Raw genomic sequence first — 18,947 nt, 5'->3', positions numbered from 1 at the left:
AAGATGATCAGGTTGATAGGTCCGAGGTGGAAGTGTGGTGACACATGGAGCTGACGGATACTAATCGTTCGAGGACTTAACCAAATGAATCAAGCATACTTGCCAAACTTACATTATCCAGTTTTGAGAGAATGAAAAAAAGATAAAAATTCTTTAAAATTTCTCTTGAAAAATGTCAGAAATACGATATAATAATAAATGTCGCTGACAAAATCGTCTGGTGACGATGGCGAAGAGGCCACACCCGTTCCCATTCCGAACACGGAAGTTAAGCTCTTCAGCGCCGATGGTAGTTGGGACGCGAGTCCCTGTGAGAGTAGGACGTCGCTAGGCAATAAAACGGAGGATTAGCTCAGCTGGGAGAGCATCTGCCTTACAAGCAGAGGGTCGGCGGTTCGATCCCGTCATCCTCCACCATTATAAAATTAAAAATTACCAAAAAATACTTGGTGAAATTATAAAAAACATAAGTTATAATAATTAAGCGTCTTAGAAAAGCGTTTAAATCTATTAAGCCGGTGTAGCTCAATTGGTAGAGCAACTGACTTGTAATCAGTAGGTTGGGGGTTCAAGTCCTCTTGCCGGCACCATCAGTACGAGCCATTAGCTCAGTCGGTAGAGCATCTGACTTTTAATCAGAGGGTCGAAGGTTCGAGTCCTTCATGGCTCACCATTTACAAAATGCGGGTGTGGCGGAATTGGCAGACGCACCAGACTTAGGATCTGGCGCCTTACGGCGTGGGGGTTCAAGTCCCTTCACCCGCACTTATATGCGGAAGTAGTTCAGTGGTAGAACACCACCTTGCCAAGGTGGGGGTCGCGGGTTCGAATCCCGTCTTCCGCTCCAATGCCAAGTTATATGCCGGGGTGGCGGAATTGGCAGACGCACAGGACTTAAAATCCTGCGGTAGGTGACTACCGTGCCGGTTCGAGACCGGCCCTCGGCACTAGTTTTTTGCAAAAAATGCGCCCGTAGCTCAATTGGATAGAGCGTTTGACTACGGATCAAAAGGTTAGGGGTTCGACTCCTCTCGGGCGCGCCATCTTTTTGCGGGAAGTAGCTCAGCTTGGTAGAGCACTTGGTTTGGGACCAAGGGGTCGCAGGTTCGAATCCTGTCTTCCCGACCATCTAAAACTTATGGGGCCTTAGCTCAGCTGGGAGAGCGCCTGCTTTGCACGCAGGAGGTCAGCGGTTCGATCCCGCTAGGCTCCACCATTATAAACTTTAATAGGATTCAATATTTGGCGGTGTAGCTCAGCTGGCTAGAGCGTACGGTTCATACCCGTAAGGTCGGGGGTTCGATCCCCTCCGCCGCTACCAAATAGGACCTTTAGCTCAGCTGGTTAGAGCAGACGGCTCATAACCGTCCGGTCGTAGGTTCGAGTCCTACAAGGTCCACCACTATATATGGAGGAATACCCAAGTCTGGCTGAAGGGACCGGTCTTGAAAACCGGGAGGCGGGTTAAACCGCGCGGGGGTTCGAATCCCTCTTCCTCCGCCATATATACCTTAAATACCTTGTAGTATATGGAAACAAATTATTATTGTCGCGGGGTGGAGCAGTCTGGTAGCTCGTCGGGCTCATAACCCGAAGGTCGCAGGTTCAAATCCTGTCCCCGCAATAAATGGTCCGGTAGTTCAGTTGGTTAGAATGCCTGCCTGTCACGCAGGAGGTCGCGGGTTCGAGTCCCGTCCGGACCGCCATTTATAAAATGTTAGCTCATCAGTAAGACATTGAGCAGCATCAGAGAAATACAAAGATACAAAACGGCTCAGTAGCTCAGTCGGTAGAGCAAAGGACTGAAAATCCTTGTGTCGGCGGTTCGATTCCGTCCTGAGCCACCATAACTTTAAAAAGACAATGCACGGCGGTTGTGGCGAAGTGGTTAACGCATCGGATTGTGGTTCCGACATTCGTGGGTTCGATTCCCATCAGCCGCCCCATAGAGTGCGGGTGTAGTTTAGTGGTAAAACCTCAGCCTTCCAAGCTGATGATGAGGGTTCGATTCCCTTCACCCGCTCCAAATTTTACTTCGGGCCTATAGCTCAGCTGGTTAGAGCGCACGCCTGATAAGCGTGAGGTCGATGGTTCGAGTCCATTTAGGCCCATATACCATTATTCCGTAGTAGCTCAGTGGTAGAGCACTCGGCTGTTAACCGAGCGGTCGTAGGTTCGAATCCTACCTGCGGAGCCATATTTGGGGAAGTACTCAAGAGGCTGAAGAGGCGCCCCTGCTAAGGGTGTAGGTCGGGTAACCGGCGCGAGGGTTCAAATCCCTCCTTCTCCGCCATTTGGCCCCTTGGTCAAGCGGTTAAGACACCGCCCTTTCACGGCGGTAACACGGGTTCGAATCCCGTAGGGGTCATAAAAACCATGTACATGATGTACATGGTTTTTTTATATATTATTTTAATAAATGAAATCTTAATAATTAAAACATAACTGCCAAAAGAGCTCAGTCCGTCAATACATTGTCTCCTAAACGCCTTATAAGAAGGCAAAGGTAAAATTCTAATAACGGTTAAAGTCTAAAATAGAACGAGAATAAAGCCGAACTGATCATCAAGTACTTTTAAGAGGAATACCAAGTAAAATTTTATGATTTCTTTAGTAAGGATTATATCAACCAAATTGAAAATCTACTTCTACCTGTAATATGAATAGATGTGTGAGTCAATTCTTGAATTGTTTCCCCATTTGGGAATTGGGAAAATATTGCTATAAGCCCTTCTCATTTTGCCCTATACTAATTTTACTGTTCGAACCTCCACTCCACCTAAATTAAGTATTAAATTCTGCTATTAAATATGCCTCACGATAAACCTTCATATGATCCATATATCAACATAAATAAGCAATTGAAGCTCGCATAGACATCTTCTTATAGTTTTCTGAGAGGGTATCATTTATTTAAGTCTTGCTTTAATCAGTAGATCCGTGAGACAATGGAAAGTAATTGTAAAGGTTTGTATTTAAAAAATTTCACGGATAATGTTCTCTTATAGAGAATATACTAATTCTTAAATCCTCAATCGATTATAAAGAAGCCCTCAGAAGAATTAACTCAACACAATCATCCTTTCCTCGATTGTATTTCCTAAAGTTCTATGTTGAAAGATATATTATATGCCAAAGTATCTAAGTTCCCTTTTTGGTCTTGAATTATGAGAATATTTTGTTTACTATAGATAAATACTATAATAAACAAATAGTTTAATATTTTCTTACACAACTTTATTAAGTAAACATTTTAATTAATTAACTCGTTTTTGAGTGGTAGACCACTTCATTGATATTTTTCTCAATATAATGAAATATTTAACATAAAAATAATAGTATTTAAGTTTCTATATACTATATTTTGGATATATTATACTGATACCTGTTAATTTATCTTACTAATTCCAAAAAGTAGTGAAAAAAAGCTTTTTAGAGCTAAATTAACAATTTTTGCATTTGATTTAGTTACAGAATAAGTAGTTTAATTAGTATATTGAGAAAATTCGAGAAAGGGTGATAATATGCCTAATGCTATCCCAACAGACTATCAGGTCCATTTGTTTCATGAAGGCTCTCTTTATGATGCATATAAACTGTTCGGTTCCCATTTGATAAAGGTAAATGATGATATACATACAAGGTTTACAGTATATGCACCAAACGCCCGTCAGATACGCTTGGTGGGTTCTTTTAATAATTGGAATGGTAACGGTTATGAATTAAAAAGAGTTTCTGAACAGGGTATTTGGACGCTTCTGGTAGATAAAAACCTGGACGGACATATATACAAATATGAAATTGAAGCAGCATCTGGAGCCATAGCTCTAAAGAGTGATCCGTATGCCTTCTATTCAGAAATAAGGCCTCATACGGCATCTGTCGTATATCCTATAGATGATTCATATAAATGGAATGATGCGTCTTGGCTTAAGAAAAAAACAAAGAAACAACAAGATGAGAACCCCATGTTTATTTATGAAATTCATGCAGGAACATGGAGAAAACATATCCAGGAAGGCCAAGTGTCTATACCGAGCGATGAATGCAAGATTGAGGAATTTTATACATACCGTGACCTGGCTGATGAACTCATCCCCTATGTAGTTGAACAGGGCTTTACACATATTGAGCTAATGCCACTAACTGAACATCCGTTCGACGGATCATGGGGCTATCAGAGTACAGGTTATTATTCACCAACAAGCCGATATGGCAGGCCTGAAGACTTGAAATATTTTATCGATCAATGTCATCAGCATAACATAGGTGTATTGCTTGATTGGGTACCTGGTCACTATTGTAAAGATGCTCATGGTTTATTTATGTTTGATGGATCACCTGTTTATGAATACTCTGATCTCAAACACAGAGAGAATCCAGTATGGGGAACAGCAAATTTTGACTTGGGCAAACCAGAAGTTCATAGTTTTTTAATATCCAACGCAAGATATTGGATGAAGTATTTTCACATAGATGGATTTAGAGTGGATGCTGTCGCAAATATCATTTATTGGCCCAATACATATAGTGGTGACGTTAATCCACATGCTATAGATTTTTTACAGAAACTTAACCAAGTTGTAAAAGAATCCGATCCTACAGTTCTTATGATGGCTGAAGACTCAACTGATTGGCCTAACGTAACTAAGCCAGCTAGTGAGGGAGGTTTAGGATTTACATATAAGTGGAATATGGGTTGGATGAACGATATTTTAGAGTACATGGAATCAGATCCGTGTTCTCGAAAGGATCTTCATAATAAAGTAACATTCTCCTTAATGTATGCTTATACGGAACGGTTTATTTTACCTTTGTCACATGATGAAGTGGTCCACGGTAAAAAATCTCTTCTTGATAAAATGCCAGGAAGCTACGAAGAAAAATTTTCTCAGTTGAAATTACTCATGGGATTTATGACAACCCACCCGGGGAAAAAATTATTATTTATGGGTGGAGAGCTGGGGATGTTCTCAGAATGGAAGGATAAAGAACAGGTTGATTGGCATCTACTAAATTATGATTCTCATCAAACATTAAATCATTTCTTTGCAGACTTACTAAAGTTTTACAAACGGTCAAAGCCGTTATATGAGTTAGATGATTATCCTGAAGGATTTGAGTGGATTGATGTTCATAACACCGATCAGTCCATATTCTCATTTATTCGTCGTGATCGAGAAGGAAATCCATTGATAGTACTGTGTAATTTCAAAAATATATCTTATGAAGAATATAAAGTTGGAGTACCTGATAAACAGGAGTACAAAGAGGTCATAAATAGTGATGCTGTCCAATATGGTGGAAGCGATCATGTTAATAAAAAGAAAATCATCGCAGAAGAAGGTTCTTTTCATGGGAGACCATATCACGTAAAGATTAAGGTACCTCCATTTGGAATTACTGTACTGCGTCCCATTAAAAAACGGAAGGAGTTAAATAAAAATGGCAAAGAAAAAAATAGTCGCAATGCTACTGGCAGGAGGACAAGGAACAAGGCTTGAGGCTTTGACAGCTGATGTTGCAAAACCGGCAGTCCCATTTGGCGGTAAATATAGAATTATAGATTTTACATTAAGTAACTGTACGAACTCTGGAATAGATACGGTAGGGGTATTAACGCAATACCAGCCGTTATTGCTTAATTCCTATCTTTCTAACGGAAGTGCCTGGGATCTCGATTTAAAAGATGGCGGAGTAACTGTATTACCTCCGTATTCTGCTTCAAAGGAAATGAGATGGTATACGGGTACAGCAAGTGCGGTTTACCAAAACTTAAACTATATCGATCAATATGATCCGGATTATGTGATTGTTCTCTCAGGAGATCACATTTACAAAATGGATTATGATAAAATGTTGAGCTTCCATGAGGAAAGAGGAGCAGATGCGACTATCTCTGTTATTCCTGTTCCTTGGGATGAAGCAAGCAGATTTGGAATCATGAACACCAGAGAAGATTATTCTGTAATGGAATTTGAAGAGAAACCGAAAAATCCGAAAAATAATTTAGCCTCTATGGGTATCTATATATTTAATCGTAAAGTTCTAAAAGACTATTTGATAAAAGATGCTAAAAATGAAGATTCAACAAGGGATTTTGGTAAGGATATCATACCTTTATTATTAAATGATGATAAAAAGGTATATGCTTATCCATTTGAAGGATATTGGAAAGATGTTGGTACACTGAAAAGTTATTGGGAAGCTAATATGGATTTACTGGATGAAGAGTGTGAATTAAATCTTTATGACTATTCATGGCGCATTTATTCAGTTAATCCGAACAGACCACCACAATATCTATCTAACAAAGCAGAGGTTAAAGAATCACTGATTAACGAAGGATGTATAGTTGAAGGTAAGGTGGAAAAATCAGTCGTTTTCTATGGAGCACAGATTGGCAAAGACGCACATGTTAAAGATTCTGTAATCATGTCAGATGCCGTTATCGGAAAGAATGTCTATATTGAAAAGGCTATTATTCCTCCAGGTGCTGTTATACCGGATAACCAGGTGATCAGACCTATTGATGATGAAGATGTTATATTGGTTAATCCTGAACTGTTAACAGAAGAAAATGTTATAAAATTATCTTGATATAGTGAAAGGCGTTGAAAATATGAGTAAATCACTATTAGGTATTATAGATGCCACGAATAGTTTTGAATCACTGGATATTTTAACAAAAAGTCGGAATGTTGCAGCATTACCAATAGCTGGTCGTTTCCGTTTAATAGATTTTATTCTTTCAAGCATGGTTAATTCGGGAATATCTAATGTAGCTGTTTATCCACAAGCACATTTCAGATCGTTAATGGACCATTTGGGAACAGGTAAGAACTGGGATTTGAATAGAAAAAGAGATGGACTATTCTTCCTCCCGGTGCCTCATACAGAAGATGTATCTGGTGAGGTTCATGCGTTTGATCACTTTGCTTATCATATGACCTATCTTGAAAGAAGTAAACAGGAGTATGTGATTGTTGCTAACAGTCAAACCGTTTGCAATATCGATTTTAATGCTGTTCTTAAATATCATATACAAAACAAATGTGATATTACGGAAATCAAAAAAGATAAAGAATCACTTGAAATGTTCATCCTTAAAAAAGAACTGCTTGTTAAATTAATTGACGAGCGGAAACAAACTGGGTACAAATGTTTAAAGGATGTTGTGGAAGATCATTATTCCGACTTCGCTATCTGTGTTTATCAGTATGAAGGTTATCTGGCGAATATCAATTCTATTAATGCCTATTTTCAATCAAGTATAGATCTTCTTAAAGAAGAAAATTGGAGTCAGTTATTCATGAAGGAATGTCCTATCTATACAAAAGTTAAGGATGAGCCGCCATCCAAGTATAGTGAGAAGTCTCATGTAAGCCAATCAATGGTTGCCAACGGCTCTATCATAAAAGGTGAAGTAGAGCACAGTATCATCTTTAGGGCCGTTAATATTGATGAAGGTACTTCCATTAAAAATTCCATTATCATGCAAAAAACAAAAATCGGTAAGAATTGCAAACTCGATTATGTAATCCTCGATAAGGATGTAGAAATTGCTGATGGAACAGTTCTGATTGGGTCTCCATTCCAACCAATTGTTATTCAAAAAGGTGTAAAACAAGGAGCGTTGATGAACTCGTGAATGTATTATTTGTAGTATCTGAATGTGTACCCTTTGCTAAATCTGGAGGGCTGGCTGACGTAGCCGGCTCTCTTCCTAAAGAATTAAAAAAGTTAGGTCATGAGGTAAGAGTGTTGCTTCCTAAGTATGGGACGATACCTACTCATTTTTTTAATTCAGCGAAAAAAATTGCTGAATTTGAAGTTCAGTTAAGCTGGAGAAGACAGTATTGCGGTATTTTTGAAGCTGAATATGATGGTGTCATTTATTACTTTATGGATAATGAATATTATTTCCATAGACCAAAACTTTATGAGCAATTTGACGATGGTGAACGTTTTGCTTATTTCTGTAAAGCGGCTGTTGAAGCACTTTATCATATTCCATTTTTACCGGATGTTATTCATACACATGATTGGCATACGGGAATGATTCCATTCTTATTGAAAACTCAGCACCAGAATACGAAATTAGCAAACATCAAAAATATATTTACAATTCATAATTTGCAATTCCAAGGCATTTATGGAAAAAGTTTTCTTGATGATGTACTGGGGATTCATGATGACTACTTTAACCAGTTGGAATTTGACGGGAACGTCAACTTTATGAAATCAGCACTGGTTTATGCAGATGCAATAACTACTGTCAGCCCTACTTATAAAGAGGAGATTAAAACTGACTATTACGGTGAGCGTCTGAATGGATTGCTTCAGGCAAGAGACTCAGATTTATATGGGATTTTAAATGGAATTGACAATGACTTATATAATCCAAAAAAAGATGCTGCGATTGCCAGCGAGTTTTCAGTCAATTCTCTGAAAGGCAAAAAAGCGAATAAACGTTATCTCCAGGAGTATTTCAATTTACCGGTAGATGATAGCAAGCCGCTGATTGCCGTTGTATCGCGTTTAACCTCTCAGAAAGGCTTTGATCTGGTTAGAGCTGTATTCCATGAGATTTTGCAGGAAGATATCCAAATGATCATGCTGGGTACAGGCGATCCGCAATTCGAGCATTTCTTTGGTTATACGTCCCAATGGTATCAGGATAAATTAAGGGTTCATATTGGTTTTAATGAAGATTTAGCCCATCAAATATATGCTGGAGCTGATTTGTTCCTTATGCCTTCTAAATTTGAACCTTGCGGATTAAGCCAATTAATAGCAATGAGATATGGTACATTGCCGATTGTTAGGGAAACAGGGGGTCTGCGAGATACTGTACAGCCATATAATGAATTTACTGGCGAGGGCAATGGTTTTTCATTTACTAACTTTAATGCTCATGACATGCTTTATACAATACGTCGGGCATTATCTTTTTATCATAATCCTTCTGAGTGGAAAAAGATTGTTAAGAACTCGATGAAGAAGGACTATAGCTGGGCACGTTCAGCAGCAGAGTATGAGGTTTTGTATAAAGACTTGACTGAGAGGATCTGATTTAGATGTTTGATAATAAAGAACTGTTTAAGGAAGCCTTTATATCTAAGCTTGAAATGTCTTATGGAAAAACATTTTCAGAATCGACTCCGCAGGAGCAATATCATACTTTAGGAATTATGATTCGTGAATATATAAGTAAGAATTGGATTAAAACCAATCAATTATATAGAGAAACGAAGACAAAGCAGGTCTACTATTTATCAATTGAATTTTTACTTGGTAGAATTATGGGGAGTAATGTCTTAAATCTTGGCATACAAAAAGTAGTGGAAGACGGGCTTGAGGATTTAGGGATTAGCTTTTCGGAGCTGGAAACACTTGAGCCGGATTCTGCGCTCGGTAATGGTGGGTTAGGCCGATTAGCTGCTTGTTTCATGGATTCCATTGCTTCTTTGGAATTGCCTGGTCATGGATGTGGTATTCGCTATAAATATGGTTTATTTGAGCAAAAAATCATTGATGGCGTACAAGTTGAATATCCAGAGCAATGGCTTCAAAATGGACATGTATGGGAGGTTCGAAAAGCCGATCAGGCAGTAATGGTACCTTTTTGGGGAGAAGTACAATCCTATACAGATTCTGATGGCCGTTTAGGTTTCCGTCATATTGATACAGAGCCAATAATGGCTGTACCTTATGACATACCGGTTGTTGGCTATCAGAATGAAACGGTGAATACACTCAGATTGTGGAATGCTGAGCCTGCCCCGGCTCCTTATCATCGCGATATTATGCGTTACAAGCGTGATACAGAATTGGTATCAGAATTTCTTTATCCGGATGATACAGAAGACAGCGGGAAAATTCTGCGTTTAAAACAACAGTATTTCCTTGTCTCAGCCAGTTTGCATACCATATTAAAGACATACCGCAAAAAGAATATTCCTATGAGCAAATTGCATGAATACGTATCAATACATATAAATGATACTCACCCTGTTCTGGCCATCCCGGAATTAATGAGGATCTTATTGGATGAAGAAAAAATGTCATGGGAAGAAGCATGGGAAGTAACCACAAAAACGATATCTTATACGAATCATACGACGCTTTCTGAGGCATTGGAAAAATGGTCAATTCGTTTATTCCAACCATTATTGCCAAGGATCTTTATGATTGTGAATGAGATTAACGAGCGGTTCTGTCAGCAATTATGGGAGCTGTATCCGGGTGAGTGGCAAAGAATAGAGGATATGGCTATCATTGCTCATGATCAGGTTAAAATGGCCCATCTGGCTATTGCAGGCAGCCATAGTATAAACGGAGTAGCCCATCTGCATACTGAGATTCTCAAGAAGAGAGAAATGAACAATTTCTATCAGGTTTTTCCTGAAAAGTTTAATAATAAAACCAATGGTATTACTCATCGCAGATGGTTATTGAAATCCAATCCAGGACTTTCCCGTTTAATTTCGCAAGCAATCGGCGATAAATGGCAAATTGATCCGGTATATATGAAGGAATTGGAGCGGTTTAGTACGGATTCTTCCTTTTTAGAAGAGCTAATGAAAGTGAAAGCAGACAATAAGAAAAAGCTGGCTAAGCGGATTAAAGAACAAAATGGTATAACCGTTAATCCAGATAGTATTTTTGATGTCCAGGTCAAACGTTTGCACGCGTATAAACGCCAATTGCTAAATGTTCTTCACATTATGTATTTATACAATCGAATGAAGGAAGAGCCAAATTTCAAGCCATATCCGCGTACCTTTATATTTGGAGCTAAAGCATCCCCAGGATACTACTATGCCAAAAAAATTATTAAATTGATTAACACCGTGGCGGATAAAGTAAATAATGATCCGGACACAAAAGATTATATAAAGGTCGTATTTCTCGAAAATTATCGGGTATCTCTGGCTGAAGAAATATTCCCTGCAGCTGAATTAAGTGAACAAATTTCGACTGCAAGTAAAGAAGCATCAGGAACAGGTAATATGAAATTTATGATGAATGGTGCTTTGACCATCGGTACAATGGATGGGGCTAATGTAGAAATCTTTGAGAGAGTCGGAGAAGAACATATCTTTACATTCGGATTATCGTCAGAGGAAGTTATGAATTACAACGCACATGGAGGTTATCACTCCTCAGAATACTATATGCTTGATCGAAGAATTCATCAGGCTGTAAACCAATTAATTAATGGATTCTTCCCGAATACATCTGGAATGTTTGATATGATATATGATTCCCTGCTATTAGAAAATGATCAATATTTTGTATTAAGGGATTTTGGTTCCTATGCAAGTACACAGGAAAAGGTAGAGGCATCTTATCAAGACAAAAAGAAATGGAACTCATCAAGTGTAATAAATATTGCTAATTCAGGATTTTTCTCAAGTGACCGAACAATTCAGGAATATGCAACAGACATCTGGAACGTAAACCCTATAAATCAAAGAAACAAATAAATTATGTAAAATAGATAAAGGCAATCTATATTCCATTGATTAAAGGAATATAGGTTGCCTTTTTACCATGTGTAATGTTTTGAATATGTAGAAGCTACTTTTTGTCATATGTAACTGTTATGAACTATTAATTAGATAATTATCAAATGAAAAACAGCTCACTGGAACTTCTTGAAAGGTTATAGTTATATATAGCAGCAAAGAAAAAAGGACAGCCAATAGGCTGCCTTATTTGTTCTTGTTGTCCACATAACTATCTCTTTTTCGGTAAGGAATATCTCCTAAATTTGACTCTAGGTTTTCATCTTCCAGGCGTTCTTCATAATCGGTTTTTGCATCGCTTTGATATACTTTACGTTCTCCGTCTGGACCATTACCAACGAATGACTCAACTTCATCTGCAAAACCTTCATCCTCTGTTTGATCTGGATAAAGATCTTCATATCCTTTTGCATCTCTAACCATATCGGATGGAGTTTCCGAGGTTCCGTATTGGGCGGCTTCTTGATAACTGTCTGTGTAGTCTTCTATTCGATGATCATATGTTCTTTGAAGGGAATCTGGCTTTGGTGGCTGAATGACATCTTCCTCAATTGGACGGTGATTGCTTAATTCCTGTTTTTTTGAATGCTCGATACAATAGAGAGTGGATGGAATGGCCTCAAGTCTTTCGTATGGAATATCCTTTCCGCACTCTTTACATACACCGTATGTGCCTTCTTCTATTGCAGACAACGCTGTTTCAATTTCATTCAATTGCTCTTCTTCATGTATTTCCAGAGCCACATCTTTTTCACGCTCAAATAATTCTGTACCGAGATCGCCAGGATGATTATCATAGGATGATAGTTCTCCGGATGCTTCACGCTCACTTAGGTCGAGTCGGCTGTTTCTTTTTGTATTTAATTTGCTTTGAAATTCTTCTTTTTGTTCTTTTAATCTATCTGTTATAGCTTGAAGTTGATTTTTACTTAGCATGCTACCACTTCCTTAACTGTAATAAGTAACTTGTATTGTTACATTTACCCCATCACACAGTAGAAAAACATTTAAGAGAAATAGCAAGATTAGAGCAGAAAAAAATAAGCCTCTACTAAGAGGCTTATTAAAAGATTTAGAAGAAGAATCCAATATACATACCAAATGCAAATAAAAGACCATAGAAAGTGTTCGTTTGGCCTGTTGCTTTCATGGCAGGCATCATTTCCGGTGGAGTATCATTGCCAACAAATCCTTTCACGGCTTGTACCGCTTTTGGAATGCTCAATAGCACAAGTAATGTCCAAGGAGAAGTAATACCTGAGAACACTAGTACGAATGCCCATACATAGGAGAGAGCAAACATGGCTGCCAGTACGATAATGGCATTTTTCTTGCCAATGAGGATTGCCAATGTTTTTCGGCCGCCCTTTTTATCCCCGACTCTGTCGCGAATATTATTTGATAACAAAATAGCACCCACAGTCAAAAAGAATGGGACAGTTACGAGCCATGCATCTAATGTCACATTTCCAGTTTGAATAAAATAAGAAATCAAGATAATTAGGCAGCCCATAAAGAAACCGGATGTAATCTCGCCAAATGGGGTATAGGCTATTGGGAGCGGTCCACCAGTATATAAGTATCCCATTGACATTGATAATAATCCGATGAGTACCAACCACCAGCTGCTATTTGCGCATATATAAACACCTATCAGTGCTGATATACCATACAGAACGAGTGCTAATGTAAGAATCGACTTTGGTGATAAACCCTCATGTACGATTCCGCCACCAATCCCAATGGATTCCTCATTATCGAGTCCCTTTTTGAAATCATAATATTCATTAAATAGGTTCGTGGCAATTTGGATAAGCAGTGCGGCAGCCATCATAGCCACAAATAACCCGATATTCAGCGAAGGTATATGTTCATGAGCCAGCGCTGTTCCAACCAACACAGGTGTAAAACCAGCTGTTAATGTGTGTGGCCTGGTTAATTTCCACCATACCCGCCAACTTTTCCTGGGTAATCCTGTCTTCGCAGGAGTATGCGAGTGATCTTGCATTTTGTTAATCCCCTTTACGTTATAAGTTACTAGCGAATAGTGGTAAATCAATATGTTAAACTATTAGTATAAAATATAATATTTTAAGATTTCTACTACTCATATCATTTCCACTATTATTACTATACTAAATCAGTGTAGGTAAATGTGATAGCAAGTGTCAATACATTTATCCTCTATAGTAGACCTGTTAGAAAGTCATAATGGTTCAGGCTTTATGAAAAAGATATTATAATAGTAAGGATCCATATTAATAGGGAAAATAATTTTGATGGTTTGTTTATTGAGATGTACTCCATTCTTGTGAATAGAAGACATTCCATACAGGAGGCAAACGCAATGGAATCGCTATCAAATGGAGATAAGAATATAAGCTTTAAAATGAAAATTAAGAAACTACAAAAATTGACAGCTTAATTTATACAGGTGTATCTTTAAATAGGTTTATTGGATATAGGAGCAACGGAGGGATTTGAATGGCAATAAAGCAAATGACAGATATTCAACAGGGATTGACTGAAGCCTTACATACAGTAAAAAGGATTGCTATGCCAATCTTATTCAGTCATGTTGAGGCCGTTACCAATAAGAAACCGATCGATATCTATCAATCTAGTGAGTGTTTATATAAAGGTGAGCGATTTTACTGGAAAGATCCGGATAATGAATTATATTTAGCCGGGATCGGAAAAGCACATAAGATACAATCTCTTACTAATGGAGAAAAACGTTTTAAAGATATTAAGGAAGAATGGGCCGCCCTAATGGAGTCAGCCATTGTGAATGGGGTTAACTCTGGAAAAGGCACAGGACCTTTATGCTTTGGCGGTTTTTCCTTTAACTCTAAAAATACAGAGCCGGGTTCCAATTGGAGCCAATTTGGCAGTTATTTATTTTATATACCTAAGTTTTTAATTACAGAAACAAATCATGGTTCATACTTAACTTCCTCTATATATTTGACTCCTCATATGTCAGATAAAGAGGTACGCCAATTTATCGAAGATAGAGATGCTTTTTTGTCTATGTCTGATTCTGGCCAAAAAGAAATGCCAGCTATCATAGAACGGCAAGAACATATTGTGGAAGAGTGGAAACAGGCTATACTAAAATCTGTCGAGGATATCCGAAACGGACAGATGGAGAAAATCGTCCTGGCCCGTGAATTAAGTTTGCAATTTGAAGATGAAGTTCCATCTTATAAAGTACTTGAGAATTTAATGATTCAGCAAAACGGAAGCTTTATTTTTGGGCTTGAATCAGGGGATGATTGTTTTATAGGTGCTTCTCCGGAAAGGCTGATTAAAAAAGAGGGGCCGGCTGTATTTTCTGCATGTTTGGCAGGGTCAACGCCAAGAAATGAAGATGAAGAAATTGATTCAGCCCTAGGAAATGAATTATTAAATGATGATAAAAATCGATCCGAGCATCAGTTTGTGGTCAATATGATTAAAGAGGCGATGGAAGAGCATTGCATCGAGATTAATATTCCTGATGCTCCCGTATTAATGAAGCTAAAAAATATACAGCATCTTTATACACCGGTAAATTGTGTGAGTCTGCCCGGCACTTCTGTTTTGGACTTTGTGGAATTGCTTCATCCAACACCTGCTTTGGGAGGTTCGCCAAGAAATATTGCTATGGAGAAAATAGAAAAATATGAAGGTATGGATAGAGGATTTTATGCTGCTCCAATAGGGTGGATGGATATATACGGAAATGGTGACTTTTCTGTAGGAATCCGCTCAGGTTTATTAAAGAAGGATAAAGCATCTCTATATGCGGGCTGTGGGATTGTAGAAAAATCAAATCCCGAAAGTGAATATATGGAGACAAAAGTGAAATTTAAACCCATGCTTTCTGCTTTGGAGGGAAGGAATATATGAATCACCAAGAAGAGCTAACTGCTTTTATAGCATCCTTTGTAGATGAACTAGCCCGAGCGGAAGTGAATGATGTTGTCATTAGTCCGGGATCCAGATCTACACCAATCGCCTATTGTATGGCTGAACATCCGGATATGAATGTTCATATTAATATCGATGAAAGATCGGCCGCCTTTTTTGCGCTTGGGATGGCTAAGGAAAAGAGAAAGCCTGTCGCTTTGTTATGTACATCAGGTACAGCGGCTGCAAACTACTTTCCTGCTATCGTAGAGGCCTATTATTCAAGAGTGCCATTAATTGTTCTTACTGCTGACCGTCCGCATGAATTACGAGATGTTGGAGCACCACAGGCCATCGACCAAATAAACCTTTATGGGAAGCATGTGAAATGGTTTGTAGAAATGTCTCTGCCTGATTCCGGAGAAATGATGCTCCAGTATGCACGCACTGTAGCAAGCAGAGCCATCAGTAATACAATTCTGGAGCCTGCCGGACCTGTTCATGTTAATTTCCCTTTACGAGAGCCACTCATTCCAATCTTAAGCGAAATGGAAAAGTGGATTCGTAGAACGGACCATTCAAATGCGTGTATCGATATTGCACATGGACACCGTAAGCTGGCTGATTCTCAGTTGAATACATATCTTCGTTTAATTAAGGAAAGCGAAAAAGGGATTATTATTTGTGGTCCTATTGACCAACCTGATTTTAAGGAAGCTGTTTTGAATTTCGCTGAAGCAACGGGATATCCGATTCTTGCTGATCCTTTATCGCAATTAAGGGCAGGTGGAAATCAGCACGTAATTGAAACCTATGATACTTTTCTGAAGGAAGAAGCAATACACGGGAAAATTACACCAGATTTAATTATTCGGTTTGGTGCAATGCCAGTTTCTAAACCAGTATTGCAATTTGTGAAAAAGTGTAAACAGACAAATCATATTGTAGTAGATGGGGGCAGCGGCTGGAGAGAGCCAGCGGGAGTAAGTACCCATATGGTTTATTGTGATGAGGCCGCTTTCTGTCACTCGGTTAGAGAAAATCTTACTGTACATGCAAATACAGAAAGAAGAGATTGGCTTTCTCTTTGGCAAGGAATGAATGAAGTGGCGAAAGAAGGGCTGCTGACTATACAGGATGAAACAGGGATGCAGGAAGGTAAATTATTTTCTCTATTGGAAAGTTTACTTCCGGAAAAAGCTAACTTAGTAGTTGGCAATAGCATGCCTATTCGAAACGTAGATTCATTTTTCTTTCAAACAACTAAGCAGATTAGGATATTGGCAAACAGGGGAGCTAACGGGATAGATGGCCTTATCTCAACTGCTGCAGGAATCAGCGCTTCCTCTGAAATACCAACTGTACTGGCACTTGGAGACCTCAGCTTATTTCATGATATGAATGGTTTCCTGGCAGCTAAAATGTATCAATTAAAGCTTCTGGTTTTGGTTGTGAATAATGATGGCGGTGGAATCTTTTCTTACCTGCCTCAGTCTGCTGAAGAAAAACATTTTGAAGAGCTTTTTGGTACGCCTCATGGCTTACACTTTAATCATACAGCTGCTTTGTATGGAGCAAACTATAAAAATCCGGAAACTTGGGAAGAAGTGACTGATTCCATTCAGGACTGGGTAGCCAATCCGGATTTCTGTATTGTTGAAGTTTGTACAAGTCGTTCCTATGATGTGAAAAGATACAGGGAAGTCGTTCAGCATGTTTCCCGGGAAATAAGAATGATGAATGATGGCGAATAAACTCATGTTATCCATTAATGGAGTAAAGTATCACGTGCAATTGCAAGGAGTAGGACAGCCTGTACTTCTTTTGCATGGATTTACGGGTTCCATGAATACGTGGAATACATTTATTCAGGATTACAAACATTGTTTTCAGTTTATCAGTCTGGATCTATTAGGGCATGGTCTGACAGAAGCGCCTATTGATCCTGATAGATATGAAATGCAAAAGGCTGCTAAAGATATTAAGGACATTTTAATCGCTTTAAATATCCAAAGTGCACATATTCTTGGTTATTCGATGGGAGGGAGACTGGCATTGGGGTTTGCTGTTTTATATCCTGAATTTGTTCGGACTCTCATTTTAGAAAGCTCATCACCAGGCTTGGAACATGAAGGCGAACGACTGTCGAGGGCTCATAGTGATGCACAATTGGCAGAACGTATCAGAGAATATGGGATAGATAGTTTTGTAGATGATTGGGAGAAGATTCCGTTATTTGCTTCACAAGAAAGACTGTCGAATGGCAAGAAAGCAGAAATTAGGCAGGAGAGAGTATCCCATACCAGTATTGGCTTGCAAAATAGTTTAATGGGAATGGGTACAGGCTCACAGCCCTCATTTTGGAGTGAATTAAAGGAGTTGGATTTTCCCGTTTTATTGCTCGCGGGAGCATTGGATAAAAAGTTCGTTCAATTGGCCTTAAAAATGCAGAATTGCCTTAATAGATGCCAATTTGAAACAATAAATGACACTGGCCATGCAATACACGTGGAAGAACCCAAAATATTTGGTAGAATAGTAAGTGAGTTTATTAGAGGGAGGAATTAGAAATGGCTTTTGATTGGGTAACCATTCGTACATATGAAGATATTTTATATGAAAGATATAACGGTATTGCTAAAATTACCATCAACCGTCCAGAGGTACGCAATGCATTTCGTCCAAAAACAGTAATGGAATTGATTGATGCTTTTTCCCGTGCCAGGGATGATAAAGAAATAGGTGCTATTATTTTAACAGGCGCAGGTGACATGGCATTCTGTTCTGGCGGTGACCAAAAGGTTCGCGGTCATGGCGGATATGTGGGTGAAGACGAAATTCCTCGTCTGAATGTTCTTGATCTTCAACGCTTGATCCGTGTTATTCCAAAACCTGTTGTGGCAATGGTAGCAGGCTATGCTATTGGCGGAGGTCACGTACTGCATGTTGTATGTGATTTAACAATTGCTGCTGAAAATGCACGTTTTGGCCAAACCGGTCCTAAGGTTGGAAGCTTTGATGCAGGTTATGGTGCAGGATATTTAGCTCGAATCGTAGGCCATAAGAAAGCAAAAGAAATTTGGTTCTTGTGCCGTCAATATGATGCGCAGGAAGCACTTGATATGGGCTTGGTAAACAAAGTAGTTCCATTGGAGCAACTTGAAAAAGAAACGGTGCAATGGTGCGAGGAAATGCTTGAAAAGAGCCCAACTGCCCTTCGTTTCCTAAAAGCAGCTTTCAATGCGGATACAGATGGACTGGCTGGACTTCAGCAGTTGGCAGGCGATGCAACATTGCTTTATTATACAACAGATGAAGCCAAAGAAGGCCGCGATGCTTTTAAAGAAAAGCGCAATCCAGACTTTGACCAATTCCCACGATTCCCTTAATGGAGAACGAAAAACAGCTTGACGCCTACCGTCAGGCTGTTTTTATGTACATGTAAGTATCAGTTAGAGTGATAGAGGTTAATTTGTATTTGTACTTAAGTACGCTTTGATGGTCAGAGAGATCATGAAG

11 protein-coding genes, 21 tRNA genes and 2 rRNA genes are annotated in these 18,947 nt (G+C 38.9%); 32 read left to right on the top strand and 2 right to left on the bottom strand.

Annotation, left to right across the window (positions count from 1 at the left end):
- From AC4G3N_RS16810 to AC4G3N_RS16675, 28 genes are all read left to right on the top strand, one after another.
- Nucleotides 1–84 (top strand): 23S ribosomal RNA (locus AC4G3N_RS16810); the annotation flags it as partial.
- A 132-nt stretch (nucleotides 85–216) separates the two neighbouring features.
- A 5S ribosomal RNA gene (gene rrf / locus AC4G3N_RS16805) occupies nucleotides 217–333 on the top strand.
- Between the two features lie 8 nt (nucleotides 334–341).
- Nucleotides 342–417: transfer RNA gene (locus AC4G3N_RS16800), tRNA-Val, on the top strand.
- A gap of 97 nt (nucleotides 418–514) precedes the next feature.
- Nucleotides 515–590, top strand: a tRNA-Thr gene (locus tag AC4G3N_RS16795).
- Nucleotides 591–597: 7 nt separating this feature from the next.
- Nucleotides 598–673 (top strand) — tRNA-Lys (locus AC4G3N_RS16790).
- 10 nt (nucleotides 674–683) lie between these two features.
- A tRNA-Leu gene (locus AC4G3N_RS16785) sits at nucleotides 684–765 on the top strand.
- 7 nt (nucleotides 766–772) lie between these two features.
- Nucleotides 773–847 (top strand) — tRNA-Gly (locus AC4G3N_RS16780).
- A 14-nt stretch (nucleotides 848–861) separates the two neighbouring features.
- Nucleotides 862–947 (top strand) — tRNA-Leu (locus AC4G3N_RS16775).
- Nucleotides 948–966: 19 nt separating this feature from the next.
- A tRNA-Arg gene (locus tag AC4G3N_RS16770) sits at nucleotides 967–1,043 on the top strand.
- A gap of 8 nt (nucleotides 1,044–1,051) precedes the next feature.
- Nucleotides 1,052–1,128, top strand: a tRNA-Pro gene (locus tag AC4G3N_RS16765).
- A 12-nt stretch (nucleotides 1,129–1,140) separates the two neighbouring features.
- A tRNA-Ala gene (locus AC4G3N_RS16760) sits at nucleotides 1,141–1,216 on the top strand.
- A gap of 28 nt (nucleotides 1,217–1,244) precedes the next feature.
- Nucleotides 1,245–1,321: transfer RNA gene (locus tag AC4G3N_RS16755), tRNA-Met, on the top strand.
- A 4-nt stretch (nucleotides 1,322–1,325) separates the two neighbouring features.
- Nucleotides 1,326–1,402: transfer RNA gene (locus AC4G3N_RS16750), tRNA-Ile, on the top strand.
- A gap of 8 nt (nucleotides 1,403–1,410) precedes the next feature.
- Nucleotides 1,411–1,503: transfer RNA gene (locus AC4G3N_RS16745), tRNA-Ser, on the top strand.
- A gap of 47 nt (nucleotides 1,504–1,550) precedes the next feature.
- Nucleotides 1,551–1,624, top strand: a tRNA-Met gene (locus AC4G3N_RS16740).
- 5 nt (nucleotides 1,625–1,629) lie between these two features.
- Nucleotides 1,630–1,706: transfer RNA gene (locus AC4G3N_RS16735), tRNA-Asp, on the top strand.
- 65 nt (nucleotides 1,707–1,771) lie between these two features.
- Nucleotides 1,772–1,847 (top strand) — tRNA-Phe (locus tag AC4G3N_RS16730).
- Nucleotides 1,848–1,870: 23 nt separating this feature from the next.
- Nucleotides 1,871–1,946: transfer RNA gene (locus AC4G3N_RS16725), tRNA-His, on the top strand.
- Nucleotides 1,947–1,952: 6 nt separating this feature from the next.
- Nucleotides 1,953–2,026, top strand: a tRNA-Gly gene (locus AC4G3N_RS16720).
- Nucleotides 2,027–2,037: 11 nt separating this feature from the next.
- A tRNA-Ile gene (locus AC4G3N_RS16715) sits at nucleotides 2,038–2,111 on the top strand.
- Nucleotides 2,112–2,122: 11 nt separating this feature from the next.
- Nucleotides 2,123–2,197 (top strand) — tRNA-Asn (locus AC4G3N_RS16710).
- Nucleotides 2,198–2,202: 5 nt separating this feature from the next.
- Nucleotides 2,203–2,293, top strand: a tRNA-Ser gene (locus AC4G3N_RS16705).
- 3 nt (nucleotides 2,294–2,296) lie between these two features.
- Nucleotides 2,297–2,368: transfer RNA gene (locus tag AC4G3N_RS16700), tRNA-Glu, on the top strand.
- 1,156 nt (nucleotides 2,369–3,524) lie between these two features.
- The gene (glgB, locus tag AC4G3N_RS16695; RefSeq protein ID WP_066109235.1) at nucleotides 3,525–5,504 is read left to right on the top strand and encodes a 1,4-alpha-glucan branching protein GlgB; all 1,980 of its coding nucleotides are present in this window, start codon (nucleotides 3,525–3,527) and stop codon (nucleotides 5,502–5,504) included.
- On the top strand, nucleotides 5,446–6,600 hold the full coding sequence (locus AC4G3N_RS16690) for a glucose-1-phosphate adenylyltransferase (protein WP_066109232.1): 1,155 nt from the start codon (nucleotides 5,446–5,448) through the stop codon (nucleotides 6,598–6,600). The genes glgB and AC4G3N_RS16690 overlap by 59 nt, the downstream gene beginning before the upstream one ends.
- A gap of 22 nt (nucleotides 6,601–6,622) precedes the next feature.
- A complete protein-coding gene (locus AC4G3N_RS16685; RefSeq protein WP_066109229.1) occupies nucleotides 6,623–7,651 on the top strand; it encodes a GlgC family sugar phosphate nucleotidyltransferase in 1,029 nt (342 codons plus the stop codon).
- Nucleotides 7,648–9,075 (top strand): glycogen synthase GlgA, encoded by a 1,428-nt coding sequence (glgA, locus tag AC4G3N_RS16680; protein WP_066109225.1) that lies wholly within the window; start codon nucleotides 7,648–7,650, stop codon nucleotides 9,073–9,075. The genes AC4G3N_RS16685 and glgA overlap by 4 nt, the downstream gene beginning before the upstream one ends.
- 5 nt (nucleotides 9,076–9,080) lie before the next feature.
- A complete protein-coding gene (locus tag AC4G3N_RS16675; RefSeq protein ID WP_066109224.1) occupies nucleotides 9,081–11,492 on the top strand; it encodes a glycogen/starch/alpha-glucan phosphorylase in 2,412 nt (803 codons plus the stop codon).
- A 228-nt stretch (nucleotides 11,493–11,720) separates the two neighbouring features.
- Here the strand turns inward: AC4G3N_RS16675 and AC4G3N_RS16670 are convergent, their stop codons facing one another.
- Together AC4G3N_RS16670 and AC4G3N_RS16665 are read right to left on the bottom strand one after the other, a co-directional pair.
- A complete protein-coding gene (locus AC4G3N_RS16670; protein ID WP_066109223.1) occupies nucleotides 11,721–12,470 on the bottom strand; it encodes a TraR/DksA C4-type zinc finger protein in 750 nt (249 codons plus the stop codon).
- A 136-nt stretch (nucleotides 12,471–12,606) separates the two neighbouring features.
- Nucleotides 12,607–13,542 carry a 1,4-dihydroxy-2-naphthoate polyprenyltransferase gene (locus AC4G3N_RS16665; RefSeq protein ID WP_066109220.1) on the bottom strand — a complete coding sequence of 312 codons (936 nt, stop codon included), beginning with the start codon at nucleotides 13,540–13,542 and terminating at the stop codon, nucleotides 12,607–12,609.
- A 476-nt stretch (nucleotides 13,543–14,018) separates the two neighbouring features.
- Between AC4G3N_RS16665 and AC4G3N_RS16660 the strand changes: the two genes are divergently transcribed.
- Genes AC4G3N_RS16660 through menB form a run of 4 tightly spaced genes read left to right on the top strand, consistent with a single transcriptional unit; the run spans nucleotide 14,019 to nucleotide 18,817 of the window.
- Nucleotides 14,019–15,428: an isochorismate synthase gene (locus AC4G3N_RS16660; RefSeq protein ID WP_491090706.1), complete on the top strand. Its 1,410-nt coding sequence runs from the start codon at nucleotides 14,019–14,021 to the stop codon at nucleotides 15,426–15,428.
- Nucleotides 15,425–17,182 (top strand): 2-succinyl-5-enolpyruvyl-6-hydroxy-3-cyclohexene-1-carboxylic-acid synthase, encoded by a 1,758-nt coding sequence (gene menD, locus AC4G3N_RS16655; RefSeq protein ID WP_066109215.1) that lies wholly within the window; start codon nucleotides 15,425–15,427, stop codon nucleotides 17,180–17,182. The genes AC4G3N_RS16660 and menD overlap by 4 nt, the downstream gene beginning before the upstream one ends.
- Complete coding sequence (menH, locus tag AC4G3N_RS16650; RefSeq protein ID WP_257469185.1) at nucleotides 17,172–17,996, top strand: 2-succinyl-6-hydroxy-2,4-cyclohexadiene-1-carboxylate synthase; 825 nt, start codon at nucleotides 17,172–17,174, stop codon at nucleotides 17,994–17,996. Before menD ends, menH begins: the two co-directional genes overlap by 11 nt.
- A gap of 2 nt (nucleotides 17,997–17,998) precedes the next feature.
- Nucleotides 17,999–18,817 carry a 1,4-dihydroxy-2-naphthoyl-CoA synthase gene (gene menB / locus AC4G3N_RS16645; RefSeq protein WP_066109208.1) on the top strand — a complete coding sequence of 273 codons (819 nt, stop codon included), beginning with the start codon at nucleotides 17,999–18,001 and terminating at the stop codon, nucleotides 18,815–18,817.
- Nucleotides 18,818–18,947: the final 130 nt, after the last annotated feature.

The organism is Bacillus sp. z50, from assembly GCF_058313585.1.
Note: the sequence above shows the minus strand (reverse complement) of the source record. Positions and strands in the feature narration are given on the sequence as shown.